This is a genomic window from Aneurinibacillus sp. UBA3580 (genome assembly GCF_002375825.1).
Classification (GTDB): Bacteria; Bacillota; Bacilli; order Aneurinibacillales; family Aneurinibacillaceae; genus Aneurinibacillus; species Aneurinibacillus danicus.
This window is the reverse complement of sequence record NZ_DFMZ01000090.1, coordinates 1-14,866: the sequence shown is the minus strand read 5'-3', so window position 1 is coordinate 14,866 and position 14,866 is coordinate 1. Positions and strand designations below refer to the sequence as shown.

Genomic DNA, 14,866 nt, shown 5'->3' with positions numbered 1-14,866 from the left:
GGGAGCCTGTCGATACGGCAGAGGAAGTATTCGGCATCCGTGAGGTCAAACGCGATGAGAAATGGGGCTTCTATCTGAACGGCGAACGACTGTTTATTAAAGGAAATAACTATTTGTCCGACCAGTTTCTCTCGTTGATGACACCCGGCCGTTATGAGCGCGATATTCAGATGATGCTTGACGCGTATATGAACATGACACGTCTGTTTGCGCATGCCGAGAAGCCGGAGTTTTACCGCCTGTGCGATGAGCGGGGTATTATGATTTTTCAGGATTTGCCGTTCCAGTGGGGGTACCGTTCTGACGGCGAATTCATCAACCGGGCGGCGGATGTGACGCGCCGGTATGTGGAGATGCTGTACAATCACCCGTCGGTCGTGCTCTGGTGCTGCCACAGCGAATCCCGTTTCCATGACTACAACAAGCTCGACAATGTCCTGATGGAAACGGTGAAGTCCATGGATGCGACGCGCCCTGTACACAAAGATTCGGTACTGATTGACCGGGGAGACCTTCCGGCATTCTTTGCGACGTGGGAAGAATTCGCGAAATACGTGCCGAACCATCTTAGCGTCAACTGGGTCGGCTGGTACTGGGGCAAGATTGCGGATGCGGAACATTACAACCCGATGTTCGTTACCGAATACGGTACACAGTCGTTGCCCGCTGAAGAATCGCTTAAGGAGTTCCTTGCCGAAGAGCAGCTCTGGCCGCTGGATGTGGAGGCTTGGCGCACGCGCGGCTTCCAGAATAACATCTACGCCAAGATAATGGGCGAATATCCGGCCACGCTGAAAGAGCTGGTGGAGCGTACGCAGGATTATCAGGTACAGTTTTACAAGGAACATACCGAAGCGCTGCGCCGCAAGAAGTACCGCAATGTAAACGGCGTTATGCAGTTCCATTTCGTCAATACATGGCCGGCGATTGACTGGGCGATTATCGACTATTACCGCCGCCCGAAAAAAGCGTACTATGCGGTCGTCCACGCGTTCGCGCCGCTGCAGCTATCGTTTGCCGGACACGTAGAACAGCTTGAGGACACGCTGCGCGTGACGATGGAAGCATGGGTGGTGAACGATTACCGCCGCGAGCTGGAAGGACATGAGATTGCATACCGCCTGCTTGCACCGGACGGTACGGTAGTAGAGGAACGGGCGGTACTGGCGCCGCTCATCGAGCCGGATTCATCCCGCTGTTTCGATCAGGCGGTGCTCGATTTGCCGCTGACGGACGACGTATACAGAATTGAAGGCGAGCTGCGCGATCGGGGAGGCAATGTGGTGGCGCGCAATGCGAAAATTCTGTTCCCGCGCAGCAACGAGGCGGACCTGGAGACGGCCGCCCATGTGGGTGCGGGCCTGTAAGGGAAAGGAGAGACGATGAAGACCGTACTTGCGCTTGGAGAGATGCTGGTTGACTTTGTGCCGGAAAGGAACGGGCAGGCGCTTGAAGATGTCATGTCCTTTAAGAAAGCCCCGGGCGGCGCACCCGCCAATGTGGCCGCCGCCGTCGCGCGGCTTGGCGGGTCGTCCCGCTTTCTCGGGAAAGTCGGAGCGGACCCGTTCGGCGATTTTCTGGTTCGAACACTGGCAGATGCCGGTGTGGATACGCGGGAGATTCGCCGGACAAACGAGGCAAAGACGGGGCTTGCATTCGTGTCGCTGAAAGAGGATGGCGAGCGTGATTTTTTGTTCTATCGCGATCCTTCGGCGGACATGCTGCTGGCAGAAGACGAGATTACGCATGAGGCATTTGAGAACGGAGCGGTGTTTCATTTTGGATCGATTTCATTGATTGCCGATCCGGCGCGGAGTGCAACGGTGAGAGCGGCCCGGTTGGCGCGGGAGAAAGGGCTTATTATCAGTTATGATCCGAATTTGCGCCTGCCGCTGTGGCCGGGCGGCGAAGCGGAAGCGCGCAAGACGATCCGGACGCACGTACCGCTTGCGGATATCGTGAAAGTGAGCGAAGAGGAGCTTACTTTTTTGACCGGTGAGTCTGACGTGGCAGTAGGTTCCGAGTGGTTTTTTGCGCAGGGCGTACGCTTGCTGCTTGTAACGCTGGGCAAAGAGGGCTGTGCATATGTGCGGTCGGGCGGCATGATGAAGCGGGTTGGCGGTTTTTCGGTTCAGGTGGTTGATGCTACCGGCGCAGGTGACGGATTTGTCGGCGGTTTCCTGCATCGTCTGGTTGAAGCCGGTGTGAGACGGGAGACGCTGGCTGCACTGCCGGAAGACGAATTGGCGAGCATGATTCGTTTTGCGAATGCGGTAGGTGCGCTGACGACGACAAAACGCGGAGCGATTTCCGCGCTTCCTACGCTCGATGAGGTGCAGGCGTTTGCAGGAGAATAAGTGAATAGGATGGATGGAGCCATCAGGAGTTTCTTCCCATTGAGGAGGGGCTCCTGATTTTTCTTTTTATAAAAATAAAGCACGTATTTTGGTAATGGACAAGTATTAACTAAAGTTGAACCGATCATAATAAAAGTGGTCAATGAATTGCATTGTCAAATATATTCCATAAGGTGATGGGGATTGATGTTTTGGAAAAAGAGTAGGAGTAAGGCCGAGCATGGGAAAAATGAACCTCGAAATACGGCTCAGGCAGCTGTAACGATAGATGCCCTTAGACATGCTATAGCCAACATGGATGATGCAGAAATCATTGAACGCAACACCAAAAATGATCAAAAGGTTACACTTCTGTACATAAGAACGTTAATCGACCAGGAGCGTTTGAATGAAGCCATTATCGAACCGTTGACCCGCTGTTCTCAAGACACGATTTATGAATGTATTGCGGCCTCCAAAGTATCAAAAATTATCACTTTGGAGGAGGCACAAAAACAACTGATGTTAGGGTCCGTTCTTCTGAATGACTCTTTGCAGAATCAATGGTGGGCCGCTCGTCTCGAAAATCCATTGAGTCGTGCCATCGAAACATCTCAAACGGAAACCATTTTATACGGTCCGAAAGACAGCTTCAGTGAAGAAGTAGAGCAGAATATCACAATGATTCGCAGTCGGATTCCTTTGACCACATTAAAAACGGAGAAATTTACAGTCGGTTCTCTAAGTAAAACAACGGTTGTACTCATGTACATCGAAGGATTGATCAATCCCGAATTTATTTCCATTGCAAGAAATAAACTCTCTACTATTGATTTTGATCTGTTTCTTGATTCGTCCCATATTGCCACTTTCATGGAAGATCATACTCATAGCGTATTTCCACAGTTTCAACAAACCGACCGCCCGGATGTCTGTGCTTTTTCTTTGGGTATCGGTAAACTTACTCTTCTGGTAGATAATACGCCGTTTGCCTTAGTTGCTCCAATGACATTTTTTCATCTTTTCCAATCTCCTGAGGATTACATCCATCGTTGGCTAGTTGCCAGTTTTTTGCGCTGCATTCGATATATAAGCTACTTTCTTTCGATAACAACGGTACCTCTTTATGTAGCGTTAACCACACATCACTATCAGATGATTCCGCTGGAAATTTTTTCTGTTTTATTGGAATCCAGAAGCAAATTGCCCTTAACTCCATTTTGGGAAGCGTTTCTGATGTTGATCACCCTGGAAATTATAAGAGAAGCAAGTCTGCGAATGCCGACAAAATCAGGTCAAACATTAGGCGTGATTGGCGGCATTGTCATTGGGCAAGCTACGGTTGAAGCCGGCTTCGTCAGCAAAGTGTTAATTGTTGTGGTCGGTATTTCCGCCATTGCTTCGTTTTTGGTTCCCAATTATCTGATGACCAAATCAACCACGTTAATTCAATTTGCTTTTCTTATACTTTCGTCTTTTCTGGGAGTTCTGGGAATCGTGTTTGGGATGATAGGACTTCTAGCTCATCTGAATGCACTTACTTCACTGAAACAACCTTATTTTGCACCGGTAGCTCCCTTTTACGGGAAGGATTGGATTGATCTTTTTATTCGAGGTCCCTTACATTGGATGAAAACTCGTCCCGATTATTTACGCCCCCTGCAGAAATGGCGATACAGCCGAAGGAGAAGATAACGTGACAGCATTTTCGTTATATGATAAAACGTCTACCTCTAGCGGTGTGTATGTTATGTTCATGGTGAACCGGCTTCAAATGCTCTACTTTATCCTAATCATGCCCTCGCATTTGGTTCATCCCTACATGATTTGGGGAATTATTGCCATAGGAATTTTATCGCAGATCAATCTAACGATGCTATCAAAATGGTTTGCTTCGGATTATTCAGCAAAAGGTTATCAAGGGTTTGTGCAGCTTTTTGGTGAACGGATGGTTCGTTTTTTTGCTTTTATCGGGCTATTTGTAATTTTAATCAAAATAACCGTAATCGCACTAGGTTATGTGGAAGTTGTTTATCAATTTATATTTCCCTTGATGAATACTAATTGGATGATTCTTTTTATTTTGTTGATTAGCTGGTATGTAGCCGCTCAAGGAATGGAGAAAACGATACGCTTTGTCGTTATTGCATTTTTAAGTACTGTGTGGATTATTTTAGTGTATTTTCCCTTTTTCTTTCCGCCGATTGCTTCTCTATACGATTTATATCCCTTGATACCGGTAGACTGGTCGATGCATTCCTGGAAAGGGTTGCTATTCATTTGGTCATCTTTGTCAGGACCGGAATATTTAATATGCTTGGTTCCTTGGTTAAACTCAAAACAAAAGATGCTGAAATATTTGACAATAGCGAATGCGATGTCTGTCCTTGAATATTTACTTTTGTTTGTTGCATCGTTATTATTTTTTGGTTCCAATTACTTGAGCAAAAGCAAGTTTCCAGTGATTGATATGATCCGATACCTGCAGTCTCCCGTTTTTGATCGAATTGATATTATTTTGATCTCTGTACATATGTTTCATTTCGTGTTTGCCATTTCCATTTTCTTGTTATACTTCTATGGAGCTGTCCGAATTATCGTAGGAAGATTACATGAACAGACCACCCGAATCGGTTTTATGACAAGTTGTATTACGATTTTTATATGTATGATCATTGTAAATGAGTGGTTCTGGAAAGCAGGAGCAGAACCGAACATTTGGGTAGACATTCAGATTTGGTTAGGGGCATTAACTTACTTTTTAGTTCCAGCATTCCTTTTGATTGCCATCAAACGAAAGGGGCATATCTAGGCATGGGGCATATAAAACGGGCTGTGTTATTGGCCATGCTGAGCAGTATCGTGTTGACGACAGGATGTTTCCCAACTGTGGAGAACAATATGATCGAAGAAATCGCCCCTGTGATTTTCTGGTCTATCAATGATGGGGGAGAAGGAAAGTTAAAAATCAGCACGTTGGTGCCGCCACTGATTAAAGAAAAAAAGCGTCTTTTCACCCTACGAGTTGACCTGCTGAAGCAGGGGGGAAAGGAATTTAATTTAAAGTATTATCGTGAATTGAAAACCGGACAAACTCGAATTGTGTTAATCAATGAAGAACTTGCTAAAAAAGGAGTGATTTCACTGATTAATACTTTATTGACAGACCCTGCTATTTCCCAACGCCTTTATCTCGTGATTGTGAAAGGGAATTTTGAAGATTACATAAAAAATCAACTGGATAAACAAGAAAAACTTGATTATTTTCTTTATCGCATGTTCAAACACTACGAGAAAAATAATCAAGGTGAAATGAGTGTAGTTAATTTGCATCAATTTAAAAAAAAGTTATACTCCCCATTTTCATATCCGATCATGCCAGTCTTCAAGGTCAGCAATGAAAATTTCACATACGAGGGTACTGCTTTTTTCCGGCATGACAAACTAAAAGCGACCGTCAAAAACATGGACGATCAAATCTTCCAACTCATTGACAACGATCATTACCTTAAACTTTTCCCTATACCAGAATTATCAACAACCATAGGTAATGTTCGTTCCAATGTCCATATGGAATTAGATGGAAAATATTCGTCGATTTCCATCAAAATCGATCTGAACGGCAGACTCGAGGAATACCGAGGGGTTAAAAATATACTCAGAAATGATGAATTAGCTATTCTCAATAAAGAGATCGAATCTTATTTGGAAAAACAAACAACAAAGTTACTAAAAAAAATGCAAGAGTGGAAAGTGGATCCTCTGCAATTAGGAAAATTCTCACTTACCCCCTTTACGAAGCCAATCAGTGAAAAAGAATGGTTAAATTACTGGAAGAAAATGGAGATTAACGTCGATTATCAGCTTCATATTAAACCTTTGACGAATGTGAGCAGATAAACAAAACCACCATAGCTTTTTAGCAGTAACCCCGACATGAAAATAAAGGGAAGGACGGCTGACTTTTGTGGTATAAAGGAAAAGAGGGAAGAGAATGAAGGAATGATTTCAATGGGAAAAAAGGCGAACGCCTTTTTCTACCCTGGATCTTCTTTCCTCTTCGCCTCTTTCTTTACTCCTGATTTTCACCACTAAAACATAGTTGGGGAGGTATGTATGCTAGTAAACATTCATGGATTTTCCTCTTCAGGCGACAATACCAAGCATGCGTTTTTACGCAGCGTATTTCCCGGGGAAATGATCCTATCGCCCGATTTGCCCGTTGAACCGAGGGCTGCGATTCGGGAGTTGGAAAGCATTGTCGAAAAATATAAAGGGGAGCCGATTTTACTGGTCGGATCCAGCCTGGGCGGCTTCTATGCCTACTATCTTTCTGCCAAATACGGCTGCCATGCCGTGCTGCTGAATCCTTCGCTTATGCCGTTCGCGTCGTTGATGGACTGCCTGGGTGATAACGTCAATTACAATACCGGCGAACCTTTCGTGTTTACAGAAGAGCACATTAAGCAATTACGCGACATGTTTCCGGAAGTATATCTGGAAGGCGACCACGGGCTGCTGCATGCTTTCGTATGCGAGGACGATGAGCGGCTGGACCATACGCAGACGAAGAAAATGCTGGTTGGCTGCGGAACGTTCGTATCGTTTGCTAAAGGCGGTCACCAGTTTGCGGATTTGGAACGGATTCAGGGAGAGATACGTCGCATTTATTTTGAACTCGTTAAAAAAGAGAGGGATCATAGGCAGGATGGAGTGGAAGGTTAATCCGAAGCACACGCTCTATAGTATTGAGATGTACTTGCCTGAAACAGTGAAAATTACGGTGGGCAGGCTGGGCACCTTTATATTTTCTGCAGGCATATACATCTATGTCGGGAGCGCCAAGCGCAATATCGAGGCAAGGATTAATCGGCACATCCGAAAAGAGAAGCCGCTGCGCTGGCATCTGGATTATCTGCGTCCTTATGCGGAGATTACGGAAGTGTGTACGTACTCTGGGAAAGAAGGGGAGTGCGGTCTATTTGCGCGCCTGCTGGAGGAGAAGCAGGGTGCTATTCCGGTGCGCGGATTCGGCTCGTCAGACTGCCGGTGTCCGGCGCACCTGTTTTATTGTTGAAAGGGCTGGTTTCGCCGTGTGGTATAATAACAATAAATGCAACGGCACGGGGGAATGAACGGTGAAAATTCCTGACGAATCCAAAACCTACACATATAAGGATTGGCTGGTATGGGAAGGCAGATGGGAACTGATTCATGGCAAAGCATACAATATGACTCCTGCTCCCTCTTCAGAACATCAATTTATTGTTGGGGAGCTCTTCTTTGCTTTACGGAATTTCTTTAAAAATATAGATTGCCGTGTATTTGTATCGCCATTTGACGTGTTCTTTAGCGAAAACGGAAACTATGAGCATCCGGACCATGTCGTACAGCCGGACATTTCAGTCATCTGTGATGAGAAGCAAATTACAAAGAAAGGGTGCTACGGTGCACCGACATTAGTGGTGGAGGTATTGTCACCCTCAACCGCTCTGAAGGATTACAACGAAAAATTCGCTGTATATCAGCAGTTTGGTGTTAAAGAATACTGGATTGTAGATCCGGTGAACAAAATGATTCATGTTCACGGCTTGAGTGATGGCTATTTTACTAAAAGGACAACGTACGGAGAAAAGGACGAGCTAAAGTCATTCGTATTTAAGGATGTAATGATTGATATAAGAACAATATTCAAGATTGATCGATAGGCAGGCTCTCTCTATAAAGAATACGAACAGAAGGGCCACCAACTTTGCGGAAACCACTCTAGCATCGCTACAAAGGAGGAAAAATGAAAAGCGAGAGTGGCTGGATAAGGAAGGTGTGTTTGTAGCAGACGGCGATTGGCGGGCGTATAAGACGGGTAAGAGCCGGAGGAAAATGCTGGATGTAAACAAGCCCGTTCCATAATGGAACAGGCTTGTTATTTTAATCATGGGAAGTTTCTTCAATCATTAGTGGAATACGGCAGTTTCTTCTTTTGCAGCCCTTCCAGCATCCTCGAAAAGAATTTTTGCCCTTCCTCGACAAGATCGAAGGCTCCATCGTATAAACACCAATCATATAGCATTCCCCTCATACATCGGACGATGTCTCTCGTTAATTCGGATGCGCTGATATCATCGCGAAATTCACCTGACTTTTGACCCTGTTCCATAATCTGGTGAACAATGGTATATAATTCCCTTTCTTCATCAATGATTGATTTTTTTTCTTGATTGTTTCGAATGAGGCTGTAATAGACCACTTTGATCGTGTCTAAGCCAACTATTTGTGCACATAATCGGTGTTGCTCCTTGATCAGCGTGAGTAGTTTTTCCGTGGCAGTCCATTCGGGTGGATAATTCTGGTAAATTTTCACATAATATTCGTCAAATTGTTTAAACTGTTCTATAATCACTTGATCTTTTGATTTGAAGTGGGTATAGAACGCTCCTTTTGACGTTCCGGCTTGAGTGACAATTTCGTCAACGGAAACCATATCATAACCCTTTTCGGCAAATAGTTTCAGGGAAGTTTCAAATAATCTTTTGTGCGTTTCCAGTGCTCTCTTTTTTCGGAGAGTGAGACCGTTTTGCTGTTTCATGTAGAACTCCTTTCCAATGAATTTCATTGACTTCAGTGACAGAGTTGAGTTAATGAAAATGACGAAGTCGTATCTTAAGTTCGCCAAAGAATTTCAGAGTTGCTCCTATTACATGATGTTTGCGTACACCAGTATCATGTTTACCCGGTATCTGTTTCTTGCCATGGAATCCAGAGAAAGCCAGGGTCCGGTTATGTTTATCCAAGTATATCAAGGTTTCTTGAGCATTTCGGTGTGCTTATAGCGTAATAATTTAATCATAACATGAACATAGGATTACTTTCTATTCATACAGGTCGTTATATTAATAAGATTAAAAAAATATAATATAGAAATTATATTGAAAATATTTTGATATTTGTATATACTGACTGTAGTCAAATACTACAGTCATTGACCTTAGTCTGTAGTAATTGTTTTATTTCCCTATAAGTTTGCAATAGCGAAAGGAGTAGATGTTGTGAAAAAAGGTCGCATTCTTTTTGCCAGCCTTGCTGGCTCGGTCATCGAGTGGTATGACTTCTATTTATATGGCACGGCCACCGGCTTGGTATTTTCCACTCTGTATTTTCCCAACCACGATCCTGCCATTTCGATTCTTCTTGCCTTTGCCACCTTTGGAGTCGGTTATGCTGCCCGGCCGCTCGGCAGCATCTTGTTCGGTCACATGGGTGATCGCCTGGGGCGGAAGGCGACGCTCATGTATACTCTTATTGGTATGGGAGGCAGTTCGATGCTTATTGGCCTTCTCCCTACTTATGCACAAGTCGGCCTGCTGGCCCCGATTCTATTGGTTATCATGCGGCTCATTCAGGGTATTTCCTTGGGTGGCGAATGGGGTGGGGCCATCCTGTTGGCAACAGAAAATGCCCCGAAAGGGTTTCGTGGGCTTTACGGTTCAATTCCCCAATTAGGGGTTCCTATCGGCTTGGTTGCCGGGTCCTTCAGTCTTTCGTTTATTAGCTACATGACTACCGATGAACAGTTTATGAGCTGGGGATGGCGGATTCCATTCCTCTTAAGTGTTGTGCTTATCGCTCTGGCGCTCTGGGTCCGGAGCGGTGTAGAGGAAACCCCGGACTTTAAGCAGCAGAAGGAAAGTGGAAATCTTGCGAAGGTGCCCATTGTCGAAACGTTTCGCAACGATTGGAGAAACGTGTTGCGTGCGATTGGACTGAAAATTGGTGACGGGTTCTTTAACGTCTTTGCCATGTCCTATGTGCTTGTATTTACTACTGTGTATTTGGATTACTCCCGCGATACAGCCTTAACCGCCCTGACGATTGGTTGTGCTACCATGCTCGTTACTATCCCGATTGTTGGTTACCTTTCTGATTTTATCGGTCGGAAAACCATCTATCTGGGAGGTTTGACTCTTCTGTTCCTTCTCTCGGTTCCTTATTTTGCTCTGATCGGAAAAGGAGTCGGCTGGCTGTACTTCATGCAGGCGGTCATGCTCGGCATCATTTGGGCGGCTGTTTTTTCTACCCAGGGGACTTTATTCTCTGAGCTGTTTCCGACCAAAGTCCGTTATACCGGGTTATCGGTCGGTTATCAGGTTGCCGCTGCCATTGTTGGTTTTGGGCCTATGATTTGGACACCAATGGCGAAATCATACGGTCCATCTCCGTGGATATTTGGTGGATTCATGATGGCGGGGCTCGCTCTCTCTCTGGTATTAAGTCTGTTTGTACAAGATACAAGAAAAATGGTCAACCCGCGTTACGACGAAAGTGTGAAACATGTCGGAAGCTGACGAGACACTTCATACCCGAGGCTTCCCCGTAGCAGAAATAGCCTTGGACCGGGCAGCCCCGGATGTGTCTGTATTCTATAAATAGATGATTTATATTAATGAAATTTCAAGGGGGTATGTGTTTTGCTGGAAACTACAGTGGGACAGTTGTTTGACAAGGCCGTTCGCCAACATCCGGACAGAATTGCAGTTAAAGACCAGCTGAGAAACATAACGTATGCGGAATTGGAAAAAGAGGTTAACGGTTTTGCAAACGCTTTAATCCGGCTGGGGATTCGCCAAGGCGACCGGGTTGCATTGTGGATCTACAACAGCATTGAGTATATTGTTGCGGATTTTGCCATAGCCAAAATCGGTGGAGTGCGGGTCCCCCTAAATCAATTCCTGAGTACTCATGAAGTGCAATACCGTTTGCTAGATTCCGGTGCTAAGGCGATCGTCTGCAGTCCGGAATGGATTTCATCCGTGCAAACTCTGGTGCAGAATTTTCCATACGACGTCCTCGTTATCAACGCCGGAAAAGAGCCTGTCAACGGGGTAGTAACCATGCAGCAGTTGATCGAAAACAGTGATTTTGAAAATCCTGCGGTTTCTATTGGACAAGAAGATCTTGTGGCCATTATGTACACCGGAGGGACAACCGGGCGTTCCAAAGGGGTGATGCACACTCATAAATCCACCATTGCCCTAATGTACAGTGAGATCGTCGAGTTCGAACTGGAAAGAGGGGGAGTGATGCTGCATGTAGCCCCACTTCCCCATGCAGCCGGTTTTCTGATCCTGCCCGGTTTGCTGCGGGGCGGAACCCATATCCTGCATCAAGGCTTCAGTCCCCGTGCGTTTTGTGAGACGGTCGAACGTGAACAGGTTAATTTTACCTTTTTAGTTCCCACAATGATCTACCATATTCTCGATTTACCGGAGCGGAAGCAATACGATTTAAGCAGCTTGAAGACGATTGTGTACGGGGCAGCCCCGATGGCGCCGGCACGAATTAAACAGGCATTAGAAGTGTTCGGCCCCGTTCTGGTGCAGATTTATTCACAGATGGAAGTGGCCAACCAAACTGCGATTTTAACGAAAGATGATCATCTGAGCGCACAGGGAGAAGAAAAACGGCTGGCATCCTGCGGAAGGGAGATTATTCTTTCTCAGGTTCGGATCGTCAATGCAGCCGGGGAAGATCTGGGTCCCGGAGAAGTAGGGGAGTTGGTCACGCGTGGGCCGCACATGATGAAAGGCTATTGGCAGCTTGAAGAAGAGACAGCCAAGACTATTCAAAACGGCTGGCTTCACACGGGAGACATGGCTTACCGGGATGAACATGGATATATTTATATGGTGGATCGTAAAAAAGATATGATTATTTCCGGCGGATTCAATGTTTACACTACAACAGTGGAAAGTGTCCTGTTTCAGCATCCTGCGGTAAAGCAGGCAGCGGTCATAGGTGTCCCGGACGAAAAATGGGGTGAAGCGGTAAAAGCAGTGGTTGTTGTTCATCCGGAAACCGGGATAAGTGAAGGTGAATTAATTGCTTTCTGCAAATCCAGATTATCTAGTTATGAAGTTCCGAAATCAATTGATATTGTAGATTCTATTCCTGTAACGGCATACGGGAAGGTCGATAAAAAAGCGTTACGGGCACCTTATTGGCTCGGTCTTGTAAGGCAAGTAAACTAAAAACAGAGAAGGGATAATTTATGAGGAATGTGGTAGTGCTGGGGATCGGGATGACCCAATTTGGAAAGCATCCGGACAAAAGTTTGAAGGATTTGGGAAGAGAAGCGTTATATCGTGCCGTTCAAGATGCCGGCATTGAACTCTCGCAAATCGAAGCGGCTTATGTAGGCAATGCGGCTGCGGGATTGATTACGGGGCAGGAATGTATTAGAGGACAGGTGATATTAAGCGGGGCGGGATTGACCGGAATTCCGGTAATCAATACCGAAAATGCTTGTGCCAGCGGGTCAACGGCATTTCATTTGGCGTGGATGGCTATTGCCTCCGGTTTATATGATGTCGTTTTAGCTTTAGGAGCCGAAAAGATGACTCATCCGGATAAAAACCGCGCATTTGCCGCCTTGCAAAGCGGTACCGATATCGAACAGTTGTCGAGTTTTCCCGGATACGAGGAACACAAAGAAGGACAAAGTATTTTCATGGATTTATATGCGTCGGAAGCAAGGGAACATATGATGAAGTATGGAACATCGCTGGAAACGTTGGCTAAAATCGCTGTAAAAAATAGTTACAACAGCAGTTTAAATCCGTATGCACAATACCAGCAAGCGCAAAGTTTGGAGGCAGTTCTGCAATCAAGAATGATCAGCGATCCGCTGCGCCTGAAGATGTGTTCACCGATCGGTGATGGTGCCGCCGCAGCCATTGTATGCAGTGAAAAAATAGCCCGGCAGTTTACAACAAAACCGGTCTATGTAACGGCTTCGGTAGTTGTTTCCGGCAGTCCGAGTAAAGATCAGAAAATCGACACAGTACAAAGAGCCGCTGAAAAAGCCTATGAAGTCGCAGCTATCGGCTCGGAGGATTTGCAAGTGATGGAGGTTCACGATGCTGCCGTACCGGGAGAATTACTTGCGTATGAACAGTTAGGGCTTTGCCCTCCCGGTGAAAGCGGGAGGTTAATCGAATCCGGGGACACAGAAATCGGCGGAAAAATTCCGGTCAATCCGAGCGGCGGCTTGATTTCCCGTGGGCATCCAATCGGGGCTACCGGTATTGCGCAAATCGCCGAGATCACCTGGCAGCTTCGCGGGCAAGCGGGTGCTCGTCAGATCCGAAATCAACCCAAAGCGGGGCTGACTGAAAACGTAGGTGGGTTTCTTAACGGAGACAATGGCACAGTCAACATTCATATTCTTAAGCGCTAATCAAAAGCCATTCACTAATGGAGTTGATACTTGAATCATAAAAAGCACTTGTTACCCCAACGGAGGTCTCTATTCGTAAGCGAGTTTTTCTCATTTGAACATATGCCAAGATGCAAAAAACGGAGCGACGATAATGTCTGCCCCGTTTTTTGTAAGGAAGAAAGAGCTAACAACTATTCTTCCCAAACTTTCACTTCTTTCATTTTGTCGCCGTTACGCAAGTTCTTCGCATGCTCCAGGCCTTCCACAACTTGTCCGAACACAGTATGTACGCCGTCCAGATGCGGTTGGGATTCATGAACGATGAAGAATTGGCTGCCGCCGGTGTCGCGACCTGCATGCGCCATCGAGAGCGCGCCCGGAACGTGCTTGTGCGGATTGCCTTCAGTCTCGCACTTGATTGTGTAGCCAGGGCCACCGGTTCCTGTTCCGTGAGGGCAGCCCCCCTGGCTTACAAAGCCCGGAATAACGCGGTGGAATGTCAGGCCGTTGTAGAACCCTTCATTCGCCAGTTTTTCAAAGTTTGCAACCGTGCCGGGAGCGGCTTCCGGATAGAATTCGATCAAAATTTTATTGCCGTTTTCAAGTTCGATGCTTCCTTTTTTTGTCATCAGCCTAGTCACTCCTTTTTTTACTCACTTTATTCTACCACAGTGTATAGACAAGTCACAACTGAACAGGCATTTTCACCATGTGAAATTACGCATGGACAGACTGCAGGGAATACGCTATAATAAAAATACAATTTCATCAGTAATCCTTCGGGGCAGGGTGAAAATCCCGACCGGCGGTGATAGAGGCATGAAGTCTCTTCAGTCCGTGAGCTGCGGTTTCATAGAGCCAATGCTGACCCGGTGTAAATCCGGGACCGACAGTATAGTCTGGATGGGAGAAGGATGTAGTTTAGATTACAGGTGCAGTTTGTTTTATTTGATTGCGTTTCTTTAAAATTTGCCATGAGGCGAACAAATAGAGACGCTTGAACCCTGGTATCGCTCTACCTTTTTCATGAATACAGGCCCTGAAAGCGGAATGAAACCGTCTTTCAGGGCTTTCTTTGTCATAGGCAAATAAGGTACCTGAGTATACAGATAAATTAGAGTGGTTACGCCCAACGACAAAGGAAGCAAAGCGCATGGCGCCGCCTTTTTCTTCTGCCCCGACCGGTATTCGGTTTAACAGAAAAAAGACGGCGGCATGCGTTTTTTTCTGTGAAAATCGTGGGAAAAGAAGGAGAGGGAAGGATAAGAAGAAGCGGAGGGGAAAAAGGCGTTTGCCTTTTTCTGTGAAAATCATG

General features: G+C 45.9%; 14 protein-coding genes and 1 riboswitch. Of the genes, 11 read left to right on the top strand and 3 right to left on the bottom strand.

What is annotated here, in order from left to right; all coding sequences use genetic code 11:
• The 8 genes from B2899_RS13065 to B2899_RS13030 form a co-directional block, all read left to right on the top strand.
• The coding region (locus tag B2899_RS13065) for a glycoside hydrolase family 2 TIM barrel-domain containing protein (protein WP_286886382.1) at window positions 1-1,367 on the top strand (1,367 nt) is incomplete at its 5' end.
• A 15-nt stretch (window positions 1,368-1,382) separates the two neighbouring features.
• Window positions 1,383-2,357 carry a PfkB family carbohydrate kinase gene (locus B2899_RS13060; protein ID WP_146808817.1) on the top strand — a complete coding sequence of 325 codons (975 nt, stop codon included), beginning with the start codon at window positions 1,383-1,385 and terminating at the stop codon, window positions 2,355-2,357.
• A gap of 186 nt (window positions 2,358-2,543) precedes the next feature.
• Window positions 2,544-4,031, top strand: coding sequence for a spore germination protein (locus B2899_RS13055; protein WP_286886380.1), 1,488 nt, complete (start codon window positions 2,544-2,546; stop codon window positions 4,029-4,031).
• A 1-nt stretch (window position 4,032) separates the two neighbouring features.
• Window positions 4,033-5,148, top strand: coding sequence for a GerAB/ArcD/ProY family transporter (locus B2899_RS13050; protein WP_146808821.1), 1,116 nt, complete (start codon window positions 4,033-4,035; stop codon window positions 5,146-5,148).
• Window positions 5,149-5,150: 2 nt separating this feature from the next.
• A complete protein-coding gene (locus B2899_RS13045) occupies window positions 5,151-6,236 on the top strand; it encodes a Ger(x)C family spore germination protein (protein ID WP_286886378.1) in 1,086 nt (361 codons plus the stop codon).
• Window positions 6,237-6,452: 216 nt separating this feature from the next.
• Entirely contained in the window at window positions 6,453-7,061 is a 609-nt protein-coding gene (locus B2899_RS13040; protein WP_146808825.1) for a YqiA/YcfP family alpha/beta fold hydrolase, read from the top strand.
• Window positions 7,045-7,413 (top strand): GIY-YIG nuclease family protein, encoded by a 369-nt coding sequence (locus B2899_RS13035; protein WP_146808828.1) that lies wholly within the window; start codon window positions 7,045-7,047, stop codon window positions 7,411-7,413. Before B2899_RS13040 ends, B2899_RS13035 begins: the two co-directional genes overlap by 17 nt.
• A gap of 61 nt (window positions 7,414-7,474) precedes the next feature.
• Entirely contained in the window at window positions 7,475-8,044 is a 570-nt protein-coding gene (locus tag B2899_RS13030) for a Uma2 family endonuclease (protein WP_286886376.1), read from the top strand.
• A 239-nt stretch (window positions 8,045-8,283) separates the two neighbouring features.
• On the opposite strand, the gene B2899_RS13025 is transcribed toward B2899_RS13030, so the two are convergent.
• Window positions 8,284-8,922, bottom strand: a complete 639-nt coding sequence (locus tag B2899_RS13025) for a TetR/AcrR family transcriptional regulator (RefSeq protein ID WP_286886374.1) — start codon at window positions 8,920-8,922, stop codon at window positions 8,284-8,286.
• 460 nt (window positions 8,923-9,382) lie between these two features.
• On the opposite strand from B2899_RS13025, the gene B2899_RS13020 reads away from it, so the two are divergent.
• The 3 genes from B2899_RS13020 (at window position 9,383) to B2899_RS13010 (ending at window position 13,569) form a co-directional block, all read left to right on the top strand.
• Window positions 9,383-10,678 carry an MFS transporter gene (locus B2899_RS13020; protein ID WP_146809109.1) on the top strand — a complete coding sequence of 432 codons (1,296 nt, stop codon included), beginning with the start codon at window positions 9,383-9,385 and terminating at the stop codon, window positions 10,676-10,678.
• 123 nt (window positions 10,679-10,801) lie between these two features.
• On the top strand, window positions 10,802-12,361 hold the full coding sequence (locus tag B2899_RS13015; RefSeq protein ID WP_286886372.1) for a long-chain-fatty-acid--CoA ligase: 1,560 nt from the start codon (window positions 10,802-10,804) through the stop codon (window positions 12,359-12,361).
• Window positions 12,362-12,381: 20 nt separating this feature from the next.
• A complete protein-coding gene (locus B2899_RS13010) occupies window positions 12,382-13,569 on the top strand; it encodes a thiolase family protein (protein WP_286886370.1) in 1,188 nt (395 codons plus the stop codon).
• 173 nt (window positions 13,570-13,742) lie between these two features.
• Here the strand turns inward: B2899_RS13010 and B2899_RS13005 are convergent, their stop codons facing one another.
• Window positions 13,743-14,180, bottom strand: coding sequence for a peptidylprolyl isomerase (locus B2899_RS13005; protein WP_146809103.1), 438 nt, complete (start codon window positions 14,178-14,180; stop codon window positions 13,743-13,745).
• A gap of 142 nt (window positions 14,181-14,322) precedes the next feature.
• Window positions 14,323-14,470, top strand: a riboswitch (FMN riboswitch).
• Window positions 14,471-14,472: 2 nt separating this feature from the next.
• Window positions 14,473-14,866: hypothetical protein (locus B2899_RS13000; protein WP_286886369.1), on the bottom strand; the 394-nt coding region annotated here is incomplete at its 5' end.

Coding starts and splice junctions, on each gene's coding strand:
- B2899_RS13060 (WP_146808817.1), top strand. CDS start 1,383: ATGAAGACCGTACTTGCGCTTGGAGAGATGCTGGTTGACTTTGTGCCG.
- B2899_RS13055 (WP_286886380.1), top strand. CDS start 2,544: ATGTTTTGGAAAAAGAGTAGGAGTAAGGCCGAGCATGGGAAAAATGAA.
- B2899_RS13045 (WP_286886378.1), top strand. CDS start 5,151: ATGGGGCATATAAAACGGGCTGTGTTATTGGCCATGCTGAGCAGTATC.
- B2899_RS13040 (WP_146808825.1), top strand. CDS start 6,453: ATGCTAGTAAACATTCATGGATTTTCCTCTTCAGGCGACAATACCAAG.
- B2899_RS13035 (WP_146808828.1), top strand. CDS start 7,045: ATGGAGTGGAAGGTTAATCCGAAGCACACGCTCTATAGTATTGAGATG.
- B2899_RS13025 (WP_286886374.1), bottom strand. CDS start 8,922: ATGAAACAGCAAAACGGTCTCACTCTCCGAAAAAAGAGAGCACTGGAA.
- B2899_RS13010 (WP_286886370.1), top strand. CDS start 12,382: ATGAGGAATGTGGTAGTGCTGGGGATCGGGATGACCCAATTTGGAAAG.
- B2899_RS13005 (WP_146809103.1), bottom strand. CDS start 14,180: ATGACAAAAAAAGGAAGCATCGAACTTGAAAACGGCAATAAAATTTTG.